Here is a 14,573-nt window from a genome sequence, read left to right as displayed (position 1 = left end):
ATTATCACAGTTATTAAAGCGTTTACAAATTATTTCAAAATAATTAGTAAATCCATTGATTCATTAATTTTGAGTAGTCTACTAATTCTTCTTCCTTAAAGAAAATAGCAATCTCGCGTTCTGCACTTTCTAAAGAATCCGAACCGTGGATAATGTTTTTCGCAACAGTTACACCGAAATCTCCACGAATTGTTCCAGGAGCAGCTTCATGTGGTCGTGTTTTACCCATCATATTGCGTGCTGTATCTACTACACCTTCACCTTGCCATACCATTGCGAATACAGGACCAGATGTAATAAAGTCTACTAATTCACCAAAGAAAGGTCTTTCTTTATGCTCACCGTAGTGTTGTTCAGCAATTTCCGGAGTAACTTGCATTAATTTTGCACCAACTAATTGAAAGCCCTTTTTCTCAAAACGAGCTACAATTTCCCCAATGAAGGCACGTTGTACACCGTCTGGTTTTACCATTAGAAATGTTTTTTCCATAAAAAATCTCTCCACTTCTGAATTATGTATGTAATTGTATATCCCCACACACATATTAACACCCTTATCACAATTGCGCAATAGTTTTGAAATAGAGAGATTATTTTATTTTTTAGACAAAACACTAAAATTTTCGTTTTCCAATATACTTTGCGACATTTTGCAACGCATACTTCGCCTGTCCACGAGGGAGTGGTTTTATTATTTCTAATGCTTTATGTAAATAACGTTCACTAAACGAAAATGCTTTATCAATAGCTTCGCTCGCTTTAATATCATCAATAATTTCTTTCATTTCACTTGCTGTTGTATTTTCATGCACAGATGTAATTTTTTGACGAAGAACTGGATCTTCCATGGCATACAAAACAGGTAATGTAATGTTACCTTGTAATAAATCACCACCAGCAGGCTTTCCAAGCTTCTCTTCTGTCGATACGAAATCTAAAATATCATCAATAATTTGATAAGACATACCAACAAAATATCCGTACCAAAATAGACGATTTACAGTATCACGATTAGCACCAGCAGCAATCGCTCCCAACTGACAACTTGCGGCGATTAACAATGCTGTTTTTCGTTTTATCCTTCTTAAATACGTTCTTAAATTTTGATCATAGTTATACTTATCTTTAATTTGTTCGATTTCACCTTTACAAACTTCTAAAATTGTATGAGACAACGCTTGATGTGCATCTGGAATTTCTATATTTGTTATACATTCAAGAGACTTCGCAAACAAGTAGTCTCCTGTATACATTGCAATACGATCTCCCCATTTCGCATTCACTGTTGCGCTACCGCGTCGTAAAAACGCAGCATCAATGACATCATCGTGAACAAGCGAAGCCATATGAATTAGTTCTAATGCAACCGCAACATGCTTAATTGCATCTAACTTATAATCCCCAAATTTCCCTGCAAGCAAAACAAAAACAGGGCGAATCCGCTTCCCACCTGCTTCAATAAGCTGTAATGCCGCTTCTTCTACTAACGGCTGCTCAGAAGCAACTGTCTTCTTCAATTCTTTTTCTATAACATTAATATCCGATCGTAAAAAAGAGTACATAAGTTGTAACTTCATATTGTTCACCTTAACCTAAAACGTCTTTTTTCTATTTTCTATTTTGATTCTGGTTTAATACCTAAATGCATAGCTGCTACACCAAAAGTAAATGGTTTCACTTGCACATTCTTAAGCCCAGCTTCTTCAAACATACGTGCTAACTCTTTCATCCCTGGGAATGTACTAGCAGATTCCTGAAGCCATGAATATTCTTTATAACTTTTCGCAAACATCTTTCCAAATAACGGCATGATATATTTAAAGTATAAGACATATCCTTGACGAAAACCTATCATCGTTGGTTGAGATGTTTCCAGGCAAATTACTTTTCCACCAGGCTTTACTACACGCGTCATTTCTTTTAATACTTGCATGTAATCCGGAACGTTACGTAACCCAAAACCAATCGTTACATAATCAAACGTATTATCTTCATAAGGAAGTTCCATTGCATTTCCATGCATAAGTTCTACTTGCTTTAATTCTAAAGCTTCTACCTTTTGTTTACCGACAGCTAGCATATTTTCGCTAAAGTCTAAACCGTAAACCTTCCCATCTTCACCTACAGCTCCCGCTAGTGCAATTGTCCAATCTGCCGTCCCGCAGCATACGTCAAGTGCCTTACTCCCGGGTTTCACATCCATAATTCGCATCGTTTCTTTGCGCCATGCCTTATGCCTTTGAAAACTAATTACAGAATTCATCACATCGTATTTATCAGAAATTTTCTCAAATACGTCATGTACTCTTTCTTCTTTTGATTGTTGCATGCTCGTACCTTCTTCCAATGTAAAGTTGCTTATGTCCTTGATTTATCTCTTAACATAGAAATTATCTCATTAACTTCTGTATGATTCTCTAAAAAATTTTCTTCTTGCTTTCTCATTTCCATAAGCCATTCATTAATAACTGTTTCCAAATTTTTATCATCATCCAATGAGATTTTTTGGACTGCTTGAAAAACAGGTGAATTTTGTTTATCAGCATACAATTGACACTCTTTTTGAAGACGATTTTTTCCTAACACATAAGTTATATATGGTTTCCAATTAGATAACTGAAAATGATCACATGTTTTTTGCAAAAGCGCAGATTCAATTATTACTACACTTTCCATTATGTCTTGAATCGTCACATGTGCTTTTTGATACAGCATAATTTTATGTTCATTAATCTCCTTAATTCCTTCAGCAAGTGCACGAATTAAGATAATATCACAATTCATTGACAATAAGTAATAGTATAGACCACTATAATAATCCCCTGCAAGAACTGTCAATTGACGACGCTTATGGAATCCACTCGTCTCTTCGTTTGCTTTATTTGATACTTTTTCATGTGTATCAAGAGCAATTTGTACAAGCATAATCGTTACGACATAATGATCAATTTGTTCTTTATGTATATTTGCACTTTTTAATGCACCGTATAACAGCGCTATTTTTTCTTCATCAATAAATGGTTCTTCAATATAGTTTATAAAATAAGGATGGCGTAATTTCTCCATCAATTTCTCTTTAATACCCGCATACCCTCCGTAGATGTCACACACAAAAAATCACCCTTGTTTTCTAATTCATAAAATTTATTATAACACATACATTCTATTTTCTATAATCAAAACTTGGCTACTTCTGCCAAACTGCCACCGAATAAAGCCTCAACTTTTATTCATACAAGTTATCTTCGTCTCTAACAACTACAAACATTCATTTACACAAAAGGCAGAAGTAATTTTCAACCTTTATATTCTTGCTCTTTAACATTAAAACTATATCATTTTTTTGTATATAAAAAAAAGAAAAGCAGTTTCCCGCTCTTCTTTAATTCGTCTTAATAAACGATAAAATTTCACTACGTGCTGCTGCATCATTTTCTAACACGCCGCGCACTGCAGTCGTTACTGTTTTCGCACCAGGCTTTTTCACACCACGCATCGTCATACACATATGCTCTGCTTCTACTACTACCATTACACCATGCGGCTCTAGTACTTCCATAATAGAGTTAGCTACTGTTGATGTAATACGTTCTTGTAGTTGCGGACGACGCGCAATTGTGTCTACAGTACGAGCTAATTTACTTAGTCCCGTTACTTTTCCACCTTGCGGAATATATGCAACGTGAGCAACTCCATAAAACGGAACAAGATGATGCTCACACATCGAATAGAATGGTATATCTTTTACTAGCACAAGCTCTTCGTGGTCTTCTCCGAATACTTTGTGTAAATGCTCTTTCGGATCCTCATGCATTCCTGAGAATACTTCTGCGTACATTTTCGCAACACGTTTCGGTGTATCAAGTACTCCCTCGCGATTTGGGTCATCTCCGATTGCCTCTAAAATAAGACGTACTGCATGTTCAATTTGTTCTAAATTAACTTTTGCCATCCGCTAGCCCTCCCGAAAAACCTAAAAGTGATACGAACACATTCTAGCATATTTATGTTTTTAAAAGCAAAAAGAAGAGTTTCCAAAAAGGAAACTCTTCTTCCCTGTTAATATGTAAGGATTATTTAACCGCATCTTTTAACGCTTTACCAGGTTTGAATGCAGGTACTTTACTTGCAGCGATTTCAATCTCCTCACCTGTTTGTGGGTTACGACCTTTACGAGCCGCACGCTCACGAACTTCGAAGTTACCGAATCCGATTAGTTGTACTTTATCACCTTGTTTTAAAGCTTCTAAGATAGAATCAAAAACAGCGTCCACTGCTTTTGTTGCGTCCTTTTTAGAAAGGGAACTTGCTTCTGCAACAGCATTGATTAAATCTGTCTTGTTCATGCCATTCACCTCCTCCCAAAGATAAGACTGTATAATGATCATAAAATGAGTCTTACTTTCATTTGTAGGCAATTTTTACAAATTCTATACTACAAAGATGTAGATAAATCATTATCAACGCCTATATTATACGATTCTCCTTTATAATTCAATATTTTTAAGGAAATTGTTACTCTAAAAATGTGAAATTCTGATGAAACTTGACAATTTACAACAAAATATTAGATAATGACTGTTTATTTTTCTATTACGTACTCAAAAAGAAAAAAATCCCTCTGCAATTAGAGGGATTTTTTTCTTATAATATAATCGCAATTAATCCGCCAGATCCTTCATTAATAATTCTTTCTAGCGTTTCTTTTAATTTATAACGAGCGTTTTCTGGCATTAGAGATAACTTCGCTTGAATTCCTTCTCTAACAATAGAGCTAAGAGAGCGCCCAAATATATCAGAATTCCAAATTGATAGCGGGTCATCTTCAAAATCTTGCATCAAGTAACGAACTAGTTCTTCACTTTGTTTTTCAGTACCGATAATTGGTTCAAATGTTGATTCTACATCCACTTTAATCATATGAATAGACGGCGCAACCGCTTTTAATTTAACACCGAACCTTGAGCCGTGACGAATAATTTCCGGTTCATCTAAGCTCATATCAGCTAATGCAGGCGCTGCTACTCCATATCCGGTTTGTTTTACCATCCGCAAGGCATCCGCCACTTGGTCATATTCTGTTTTCGCATGAGATAAATCGAGCATAAGCTTTAATAAATGATCTTTCCCTCGAATCTCTACTCCTACTACTTCTTTTAAAATTTGATCATACAATTCATCTGGCGCATATAAATCAATCTCTGCCACACCTTGCCCCATATCGATGCCAGCTAGACTCGCTCGATCAATAAATTCATATTGACTAAACTGCCAAACGACACGGTCCACATCACGAAGACGTTTTATATCCTTTACAGTCTCTTGAACCGCTTCCTGATAACTTTGGCGTAACCAATGCCCTTCATTTAGTACCATTACCCAGCTCGGAAGGTTTACATTCACTTCTAAAACCGGGAACTCGAATAATGCTTCTCGCAGTACGTTATACACATCTGTTTCTCTTAAACTCTCTACACTCATCGCAATTACTGGGATATCATATTCTTCTGATAAACTTTGACGTAACTGCTCCGTATCTGGATGGTATGGCTGTACAGTATTGATAATCATAATGAAAGGCTTTCCTACTTCTTTTAACTCATTTACAACGCGTTCTTCTGCCTCTATATAATCTCTTCTTGGAATTTCACCAATTGTTCCATCTGTTGTAATAACGACACCAATTGTTGAATGCTCTTGAATTACTTTACGTGTTCCTATTTCTGCAGCTTCATGGAATGGAATAGGCTCTTCATACCAAGGAGTATTAATCATGCGCGGACCATTCTCATCTTCATAGCCTTTTGCTCCTGGAACCGTATATCCAACACAATCTACTAATCGAATATTCACTTCAAGACCTTCATCTACTTCGATAGAAACCGCTTGGTTTGGAACAAACTTCGGTTCCGTCGTCATTATTGTACGACCAGCAGCACTTTGAGGCAGTTCATCCTGCGCTCTTTGACGGTCTGACTCATTTTCAATATTGGGAATAACAACAAGTTCCATAAACTTTTTAATAAATGTTGATTTCCCTGTTCGAACAGCTCCTACAACTCCAAAATAAATATCACCGCCTGTGCGTTCCGCAATATCTTTAAAAATATCTACCTTTTCCAAGTGATTCCCTCCCTCAATATTTTTGGGAATAATTCCACGTTTATAGTCAACTAATACCTTCTCTAATGTTGCCTATAATATCTGATATAATATAATGGTATTCTAGAAGTTCGGACAATATATCATATAATTTTGTCCAATTTCATATGACTATTTAAAAATACCTTTTGTTTGCATCGCAAGTTGTATAACATAAAAAACCTTTCTTCTAGAACTTATTCACTAAAAGAAAGGTTCATGACTTATGATTTTAAAAAAATTGGTTCTCCATTTTTTACTGTGTACGGCAAAGAATATGCAGGAACAAACGGGGAATCCTTCGATAGTATACTCCGGATATCTTCACCTTCTTTAAATTGTCCTTCATTTTTTTTCAACGCTTCATATAAGTCGATTCTATAATCAACAAACAATTCTCCTTTTTCATTAATTACAAGAGGGAGACCTTTTCCTGAGTACGGACTTGTCACTTGTGGTACATCTTTATATCCTAGTTTTTTGAAGTCTAATTCATAAACACCATCTGTAATCACTTTTTTAAAAGGTGGATATTGATGTTCATCACGATACATCCTTAGCTTCAATGCCACTTCTTGAATTTGTTCCGCCATTCTCACATCAATTAACTTTACTGTCGGATTTTTTTCAACATCTATTAATACATATTGATATACCCCACCACTTTCATACGCATTCCCTGGCGCCTCTTGTATGTACCTTGGAGCAATTTTTTGAAAATCAATTGGATACTTCTGATAAATCGGCGTACTCATATCACGCGTCTTAATTGGTAATAAACCATCCGTTTGCTCCTTATATGTATTAATGGCTTTTTGTACAACTTGCAACTGGTCTTCATAAGGAATAGCACTTTGTTTCATATTTTCTCTTGGATACATACACCCTGTTAAAATGCTCATGCAACAAAATATTAAAATAATATGGATTTTTTTCACTGACAATCACCTTTTCATGCTAGTATGGACTGTTGCTTTTGTAACATTTACCGACTACACATCCTTTATTGCTCAATAGGGCCACTAAATACAACAAGGAAAATAACAATTCCCGATACAATCATGAGGGTGTACGCCACTAAAGCTGTAATCCCTTTCAAAAATTTATTCTTCATTTTATGCCTACTCAATAAAATAAAACTTACTGCAAGAAACATAAATCCAATTGCCCCTAAAGCAAACCACATTTTCATAAGTCCTTCCGACATATATACACCCCTTTACTTTCAATCTATTTTTATACTATTTTAACAAATTAAAATATTTAAACAAATAAAAATCATCATTTTTCCGTGAATTGATGATTTTTATTTAAAATAATAAAACCGAAGCACGAAATGATGCGCTTCGGTTGACCAAATATGCCCTTAACAGCTCTATTCCCATTCTTTCATAAATATCATATGCATTCTCTAAACTCTTTGTTTCTCATAATTTATTTTTTAAACATTTTACTTAACGAACCAAAATCCGCCGGCATATTATTGTTAATAATCGCTTTTACAATTTGATCCTCTTGCTCTTTTGGCACTTCGCGTCCTGCCATTAGAGCAACTTGATGAATCAATTGGCGAAGCACTGTCTCATCACGTAAGTTCGCATTTTGAACAGACGACGCTAATTTAAAAATATCTTCTTTGTTCACTTTCGCTTCTTTTTCAATGTTATTAAAAATGTTGTTATCCATTCTTTTCACCCTCTCCTCAAGTTACTCTTCATCCTATGCAGAGATGAAAAATTGGTGAAAAGACCCATAAAAAATAAAAAACGGTAGAAGTACGAAATGTACTTCTACCGCTTTCTTTATAACAAATCAGGTATCGCTTCAACTTCATGTTTTCGAACACGTCCCATCAATGAGCCTACTGCATCTTTCACATTATTCCCATTGAACAGCACGTCATATAAAGCAGCTGTAATCGGCATTTCAACTTCCATTTTCTCTGCCAATTCATGAGCAGCTTTCGTTGTTCTTACACCTTCTACAACCATACCCATACTTTCTAGCACTTCTTCTAAAGAGTGCCCTTTTCCAAGCATATTTCCAGCGCGCCAATTTCGGCTATGCACACTTGTACAAGTTACAATTAAGTCTCCCATACCAGTTAGACCAGCAAACGTTAACGGATTTCCGCCCATTTTTCTTCCTAAACGAGCAATCTCTGTTAAACCACGTGTCATTAATGCCGCTTTCGCATTATCACCTAATCCAAGCCCGTCAGATATCCCCGCAGCTAGTGCAATAATATTTTTTAAAGCACCACCAAGTTCAACTCCAACGATATCTGGGTTTGTATATACACGGAAATAGCTATTCATAAACAAATCTTGTACTCCCTCAGCCGCTTCCATACGCTTTGCTGCAGACGTAACAGTTGTCGCTTGACGCAATCCAACTTCTTCAGCGTGACTCGGCCCAGATAGTACAACAACATCCTTAATCAAGCTCTCTGGAATTTCTTCCTCAATCACTTCCGAAATACGTTTTGACGTACCTGGTTCGATTCCTTTACTTGCATGAATCCAAGTAATTGGCTCTGTAACAATTTCTTTCATCTCTTGCAATACGTCTCGGTACGCTTTCGTCGGTACTACTAGCAGTACTGTATTTACATCTACTAATGCTTCTTCTAAAGAAGAGTAGGCTACGATTGTGCTTGGCAATGTAATCCCTGGAAGATATCTACTGTTCTCACGCTTCGTATTAATTTCATTCATGAGTTCAGGACGGTTTCCCCAAATACGTACATCATGCCCATTGTCAGCTAATACCATCGCTAACGCTGTTCCCCAGCTACCTGCTCCTATTACTGTGATTTTTGTCATAAAATCACATCCTCTCCATTAGTCTCTTGCTCTAGCGATAATGTGAATCGGCGTTCCTACAAAACCGAACGCTTCACGTAAACGGTTCTTTAAGAAGCGCTCATATGAAAAGTGCATTAATTCTGTATCGTTTACAAATATAACAAATGTTGGTGGTTTTACCGCAACTTGTGTCGCATAGAAGATTTTCAGACGGCTACCATTATGTGTCGGCGTTGGATTCATCGCTACCGCATCCATAATTACATCATTTAATACATTCGTTTGTACACGGATGCTATGGCTTTCATTTACCTCATTGATAACCGGTAATAACGTTTGTGTACGCTTTTTCGTTTTCGCAGATAAGAATACAATCGGTGCATACTCTAAAAATTGGAAATGAGCACGGATGTTTTCTTCAAATGCTTTCATTGTTTTTTCATCTTTTTTCACTGCATCCCATTTGTTTACAACGATAATAACAGCTCGTCCTGAATCATGAGCATATCCAGCGATTTTTTTATCTTGCTCAATAATTCCTTCTTCTCCGTCTAAAACGACTAAAACAACGTCAGAACGTTCAATCGCTCTAAGTGCACGAAGTACACTATACTTTTCTGTACTTTCGTATACTTTCCCTTTTTTACGCATACCAGCTGTATCGATGATTACATAATCTTGATCATCTTTACTATATGGTGTATCAACAGCATCACGTGTCGTTCCCGCTATATTACTTACAATTACACGTTCTTGACCAAGAAGTGCATTTACAAGTGATGATTTCCCTACGTTTGGACGTCCAATTAAAGAGAAACGGATTGTTTCATCGTCATACGCTTCTTCTTCAATCTTTGGAAAATGATTTGCAGCTTCATCTAACAAATCACCAAGTCCTAAACCGTGTGTACCTGAAATCGGGAATGGCTCGCCAAATCCTAATGCATAAAAATCATAAATATCACTACGCATGTCTGGATTATCAACCTTATTTACCGCAAGTACAATTGGTTTTTTAGAACGGTATAAAATTTTAGCAACTTCTTCATCTGCTGCAGTTACACCATCGCGACCATTCGTCATAAAAATGATAACATCCGCTTCATCAATCGCTACTTCCGCCTGTTGACGAATTTGTGTCAAGAACGGCTCGTCTCCAATATCAATTCCACCTGTATCAATAATGTTAAACTCATGATTTAACCATTCTCCCGCACTATAAATACGGTCTCGCGTTATACCTGGTATATCTTCTACGATTGAAACTCTTTCTCCAACAATTCTATTGAAAATAGTAGATTTCCCCACGTTCGGGCGGCCTACTATCGCTATTACTGGTTTCGGCATATACTTTCATCCTTTCAACTTGCTTCTGTTTATTATGTAAAAAACCCTTCTTTGTGCAAGAAGGGATTTGCATTCCAGAATATTTCTCAACGTATCAAAACACCTCACATTATACCACACGTTACTAATGTTTCACAATAATATATACATTATCTTGTAAGCGATGTGCAATACCATCTAAAATAGCCTCTAAATTATTTGCAACAAATTCCAGTTCCTCTGTCGACTCGCAAATAAATAAAGGGGCACCACCTGCAAATTTCTCTGGCGTTGTTGTAATGACTGCGAGAATAACACTTTCTAACATCATCTCTTATCTCCCCTTCCTTTCGGAGCTTCTGATGACATATGAACAGCACTCTCTAATGTTGGTACATTTCCGATTACCCCTATCGCTTTTTCTGCATCTTGATCTTGCGGCAGAACAAAAATCCCAACTCTCCCATCCTCTAAATCACGCTTCGCTAACGGTACAAGTGCCGGCGTTCCAGAATCTCTATATATTCCTAAAGCAACCGAAACATCATGTAAAATAGCTTGCCGTTGTCCTAAGTTTGAGATTGTAACCATCGCATCTATCGATTTCGGTTTTAAAATAAATCCCATTCCATATTTCATAATTTCTTCTTGCCTTGCTGGCAATCCAATATTCATAATGTAAATATTATCAATATAAAGTCCCGCTCCTTCAAAACGAAGTGGAACGTGCTCTATTTCTACAAGGTCATGAAGTCTTTTACCTGACATTAATTTTTTCGCAATGAAAAAACTTACTATACCAGTAATTACCCCGGCAATCCATGAATCGAATCCTATATACGCAAACGTTGTTACAAACGACGTTAACATCGCCAAGTAGTTACGACTTTCAAATACTAATGCAATTCCTTCAATGTATGTATTACCACGTGGTACGAGCTCATATCCATCTAATTGTTGAAGCGTATTTCTTTCCATATTGCGCACATCACGAAATTGCGTCGCTGCTAACGTAAGAAATGTAATTGCAGAGAAATCTTTTTTCAAAACAGACGGAATCGCAATTGCTCCTAAGGCAGCCGCAATTAATCCCATCGCGATATGAATAATTTTCCCGTGAAGCCTCGTCGGATATTGCCTCGTATCGGTACGAAGCATTAACAACCTAGTTATTGTACCTGCAATTACGCCACATAAAATAGCTGGTGTATATTCAGTCATGTATTACCCTCGCCTTTCTTTTACGTGTTTTCCTCTTAAATTGTTCCATATATACCGATGCCTTTGTAATCCAAAGTAAAATCGCCATAAATAAAGTGGAAACAGCAGCAACATCTAAAAAAGCTAAACTGCCGTATTCATAAGGAAAATGTAATTTACGAAAAATCAGCGTCACCAATAATTCTCCTTGTAACATCCCTATATATAAGGAGCATAATCGTAATATGCGATCCCCGTGCAATAAAACCGATGCATACACAAGTGCACCACTTAACAGCAACAACCTATCAACCACAATCCAAATTGGATCATATACTTCTAACAAATGAAAGCTTGTATATAACATTGCAATAATAAGTGCCGAAAGTAAGGTATATAATTTTTTCCAAATAGAATATAACGCGATACCTACAAAAGAAATAATACAAAGCAAAAGGGCATTTACCGATATTGTGAAAGAAGCAATCGTCACATTTAACGGAGAACAAATAATAAAAATTAATATACAAGCACTTATCTTCCAACGAATAGATTCCTTTTTCATAAAAAAGGTCACGACAATCCACCCTATCCAAGCAACAAAATAAAAAGTACTCCCATCCATCATTTCACCTCCTATGATTTCCATTATGGGAACTTTTTATGAAAGTTAATCCTCCTTTTCTTTGTGCATAGTTTTTCTCATAACAGCAAAACTTTTAATAAGGAGGTGTAACTCACAATGGGTAAAGATCGCCAAGAACGAAAGCTAAGAGAATCACGCCGCGTTGAATCTGATCGCGACCAATCACTTCAATATCCCGGTGCAACAAGTCTTGATACACCGGAGCAAGCTCGAAAGCAGAATCAGCATTAAATAAAGTGAAACTTCAGTGGGGGATTATTAGCCCACACCAATCAAGCTGCCCTCAAATAGGCAATACAAAAAGACGGTTTCGATATTGTACGAAACCGTCTTTTTACACAATTATTTTATTTATTTCTACTCGTAATATAATTCTTTTGTTTTCGCATTATAAACCCTATCACTTAACGAGGCATTAATCGTAACTACACCTGTTGGTTTTTAGAATATGTAATAACATAATACGTATGTAGAGAAGGATCTTTACTCTTTACCTCTACACGTACATAATCCGTCTCTCTTATCTCATTTAACTTTCGCTCAACCTCTTTTTTCGCACCTACAATATCTTCTTTTTCTCCTTTAATTTCCCTACTCACAATGGTATTTCCTTGATCAGAAAGTAATACTACTTCAGCATTACTTAAACTCACTTCATTTGGTATATTAAAATAATAAATTGTATACGAATCTTCCGATGGATTTTTGTCTTCTCCTAATTCCCTTGGCAAAATTAGTGCTTCTATTCCACTTCCTGCATTCACCGTTGGATTCCTATACAATTTATTCCCGACTGCAATTGCAATATTCGTCGTTTTAATTGCTGATTGTGCTGTTGTTGAACTAGAATCTCCTTCTCTTACATTTGAAGTTAATGAAATTTCAACCTTTTTCTTATATCCAGAAACTGCTGTATCTTCTCTTATATTTCGTGCATGGATGTTAAAATCTTCACTATTATATGTAATGCGTCCTATTGTATTTTTACTATTTGAAGATACATTATCTCCTTTTTTATTAACATCCTCATCCCCAAAATTATAGTAAATTTTTCCTTGTTTCTTTTGACTCTTAAATAGCAATCTCTTATCTTGTTTTATCGCTAACCAGCTATATAGAGAGGAATACTTTCTTACTTTTGCCATGTTTCTCTCCACAAACATGGCAAAAGTAAGAATACTCCAATAATTAAGCGGCATATTTTCTACATTTCTTCATTTTTATAACCCCTTTTTTTCAATTTTAGCTTTTCTGTATGATATTTATATATACTTTTATCATAATATAAACTCTCTCTTTTTTCTATTTATAGAATTATATAGAATGATAACTTCTCGCCTTCCCTCTTCATTTTACGAAAATAAAACGCAAAAAAATCAACCGGATGGTTGATTTTTTATCGCCTACTATAATGTGCAGTGTCAATCCCTCGCTGCGCTAACCAATGGTACGTTTCACCTTTTACAACAAGAGGTACAGATTGTAACTCTTCTATCGTCTTCACGCCAAGAGCTGTCATAATAAATTTTAAATCTGTATGTAAAAGATCAATTTCATCCACTAAATTCTCAACACCATCTTGCATTAAAATACGTAAAAAGTATCCAGCAAACGCAGTTGTATTCGCCCCTAATGCGATTGCCTTCGCCACGTCAAGTGCTGTTTGTATACCCCCAGATGCAATAAAAGAGAGGTTATTATTTGTAGAGGTTGCTTCAATAATCGAGGTAGCTGTTTGTATGCCCCAGTTATTAAAATAAGAAAGCATTCGCTGTCTTCTTTCATTTTCAACAGCAGCAAAATTCGTACCACCTTGTCCGCCAATATCAATTGCTGTTATACCTATATTCGCTAACTGTTGTACTGTTTCCTTACTCATTCCAAAACCGACTTCTTTTACGATGACAGGTACTTTACTTTTTAAAACTAATTTCTCAATCCGCTGAAGTACACCAGTAAAATCACGGTCTCCTTCTGGCATCGTTAACTCCTGTATGACATTTAAATGAATTTGCAGTGCATTCGCCTCAATCATATCAACGGCACGCTCTGCCTGTTCGACAGTTGCCTCACTTCCTAAGTTTGCGAAAAAAATCCCATTCGGATTTACTTTCCTAACAACTTTATACGAAGCCGCTTCACTTTCATCTTTTAAAGCTGCCATTTGCGAACCTACAGCCATAGCAAGGTTATGATGTTTCGCTACATATGCTAATTGCTCATTAATATGTAATGTTTGCTCTCCTCCACCACCAGTCATCGCATTGATAAAAATCGGCGAACTTAGTGAAAGTTCGCCGATTTTTGTTTCACATGTTATAGTGTCATAACTTGAATTTGGCAAGCTTTGATGCACAAAATCAATATCATGAAAGCCATGCGTACGAGACTGACCAGTAGAAAGAGCATATTCAATATGATCTAATTTACGTTTTGCCCTTACCACTTGTACC

Annotated in this window: 18 protein-coding genes; 1 reads left to right on the top strand and 17 read right to left on the bottom strand. The window is 36.2% G+C overall.

Annotated features, from left to right (window positions below; translation table 11 throughout):
* Nucleotides 1-43: 43 nt before the first annotated feature.
* The 15 genes from ndk to NSQ69_RS07790 form a co-directional block, all read right to left on the bottom strand.
* A complete protein-coding gene (ndk, locus tag NSQ69_RS07860; RefSeq protein ID WP_000415879.1) occupies nt 44-490 on the bottom strand; it encodes a nucleoside-diphosphate kinase in 447 nt (148 codons plus the stop codon).
* 124 nt (nt 491-614) lie between these two features.
* Entirely contained in the window at nt 615-1,577 is a 963-nt protein-coding gene (hepT, locus tag NSQ69_RS07855; protein WP_002011823.1) for a heptaprenyl diphosphate synthase component II, read from the bottom strand.
* A 38-nt stretch (nt 1,578-1,615) separates the two neighbouring features.
* Nucleotides 1,616-2,329: a 2-heptaprenyl-1,4-naphthoquinone methyltransferase gene (gene menG / locus NSQ69_RS07850; RefSeq protein ID WP_002086620.1), complete on the bottom strand. Its 714-nt coding sequence runs from the start codon at nt 2,327-2,329 to the stop codon at nt 1,616-1,618.
* 29 nt (nt 2,330-2,358) lie between these two features.
* Nucleotides 2,359-3,111: a heptaprenyl diphosphate synthase component 1 gene (locus tag NSQ69_RS07845; protein ID WP_002030763.1), complete on the bottom strand. Its 753-nt coding sequence runs from the start codon at nt 3,109-3,111 to the stop codon at nt 2,359-2,361.
* A gap of 271 nt (nt 3,112-3,382) precedes the next feature.
* Entirely contained in the window at nt 3,383-3,952 is a 570-nt protein-coding gene (gene folE, locus NSQ69_RS07840; protein WP_002011819.1) for a GTP cyclohydrolase I FolE, read from the bottom strand.
* A 121-nt stretch (nt 3,953-4,073) separates the two neighbouring features.
* Nucleotides 4,074-4,346 carry an HU family DNA-binding protein gene (locus NSQ69_RS07835; RefSeq protein WP_001043860.1) on the bottom strand — a complete coding sequence of 91 codons (273 nt, stop codon included), beginning with the start codon at nt 4,344-4,346 and terminating at the stop codon, nt 4,074-4,076.
* A 298-nt stretch (nt 4,347-4,644) separates the two neighbouring features.
* Nucleotides 4,645-6,123, bottom strand: coding sequence for a stage IV sporulation protein A (gene spoIVA, locus NSQ69_RS07830; protein WP_000416521.1), 1,479 nt, complete (start codon nt 6,121-6,123; stop codon nt 4,645-4,647).
* A gap of 242 nt (nt 6,124-6,365) precedes the next feature.
* Nucleotides 6,366-7,079: a hypothetical protein gene (locus NSQ69_RS07825; protein WP_002126422.1), complete on the bottom strand. Its 714-nt coding sequence runs from the start codon at nt 7,077-7,079 to the stop codon at nt 6,366-6,368.
* Between the two features lie 65 nt (nt 7,080-7,144).
* Nucleotides 7,145-7,348 carry a DUF2768 domain-containing protein gene (locus NSQ69_RS07820; RefSeq protein ID WP_002011815.1) on the bottom strand — a complete coding sequence of 68 codons (204 nt, stop codon included), beginning with the start codon at nt 7,346-7,348 and terminating at the stop codon, nt 7,145-7,147.
* A 227-nt stretch (nt 7,349-7,575) separates the two neighbouring features.
* Nucleotides 7,576-7,827: a stage VI sporulation protein F gene (locus NSQ69_RS07815; RefSeq protein WP_000369753.1), complete on the bottom strand. Its 252-nt coding sequence runs from the start codon at nt 7,825-7,827 to the stop codon at nt 7,576-7,578.
* A gap of 116 nt (nt 7,828-7,943) precedes the next feature.
* Complete coding sequence (locus NSQ69_RS07810) at nt 7,944-8,966, bottom strand: NAD(P)H-dependent glycerol-3-phosphate dehydrogenase (RefSeq protein ID WP_002011813.1); 1,023 nt, start codon at nt 8,964-8,966, stop codon at nt 7,944-7,946.
* Nucleotides 8,967-8,984: 18 nt separating this feature from the next.
* Complete coding sequence (gene der / locus NSQ69_RS07805) at nt 8,985-10,295, bottom strand: ribosome biogenesis GTPase Der (RefSeq protein ID WP_002011811.1); 1,311 nt, start codon at nt 10,293-10,295, stop codon at nt 8,985-8,987.
* 124 nt (nt 10,296-10,419) lie between these two features.
* Nucleotides 10,420-10,605: a capping complex subunit for YIEGIA gene (locus NSQ69_RS07800; protein WP_002086624.1), complete on the bottom strand. Its 186-nt coding sequence runs from the start codon at nt 10,603-10,605 to the stop codon at nt 10,420-10,422.
* Nucleotides 10,602-11,495, bottom strand: a complete 894-nt coding sequence (locus tag NSQ69_RS07795) for a YIEGIA family protein (RefSeq protein WP_002086625.1) — start codon at nt 11,493-11,495, stop codon at nt 10,602-10,604. The genes NSQ69_RS07800 and NSQ69_RS07795 overlap by 4 nt, the downstream gene beginning before the upstream one ends.
* Nucleotides 11,488-12,099 (bottom strand): YphA family membrane protein, encoded by a 612-nt coding sequence (locus NSQ69_RS07790; protein WP_002086626.1) that lies wholly within the window; start codon nt 12,097-12,099, stop codon nt 11,488-11,490. The genes NSQ69_RS07795 and NSQ69_RS07790 overlap by 8 nt, the downstream gene beginning before the upstream one ends.
* A 117-nt stretch (nt 12,100-12,216) precedes the next feature.
* Between NSQ69_RS07790 and NSQ69_RS07785 the strand changes: the two genes are divergently transcribed.
* A complete protein-coding gene (locus NSQ69_RS07785) occupies nt 12,217-12,351 on the top strand; it encodes a YpzI family protein (RefSeq protein WP_000513901.1) in 135 nt (44 codons plus the stop codon).
* Nucleotides 12,352-12,545: 194 nt separating this feature from the next.
* On the opposite strand, the gene NSQ69_RS07780 is transcribed toward NSQ69_RS07785, so the two are convergent.
* Entirely contained in the window at nt 12,546-13,265 is a 720-nt protein-coding gene (locus tag NSQ69_RS07780) for a hypothetical protein (protein ID WP_063226115.1), read from the bottom strand.
* 251 nt (nt 13,266-13,516) lie between these two features.
* A complete protein-coding gene (fni, locus tag NSQ69_RS07775) occupies nt 13,517-14,566 on the bottom strand; it encodes a type 2 isopentenyl-diphosphate Delta-isomerase (protein WP_088045834.1) in 1,050 nt (349 codons plus the stop codon).
* Nucleotides 14,567-14,573 lie beyond the last annotated feature (7 nt).

The sequence above is a fragment of the Bacillus sp. FSL R10-2201 genome (assembly GCF_038008665.1).
Classification (GTDB): domain Bacteria; phylum Bacillota; class Bacilli; order Bacillales; family Bacillaceae_G; genus Bacillus_A; species Bacillus_A mycoides.
The sequence above is the reverse complement of the archived record's forward strand: the minus strand, read 5'-3'. Positions and strand labels throughout refer to the sequence as shown.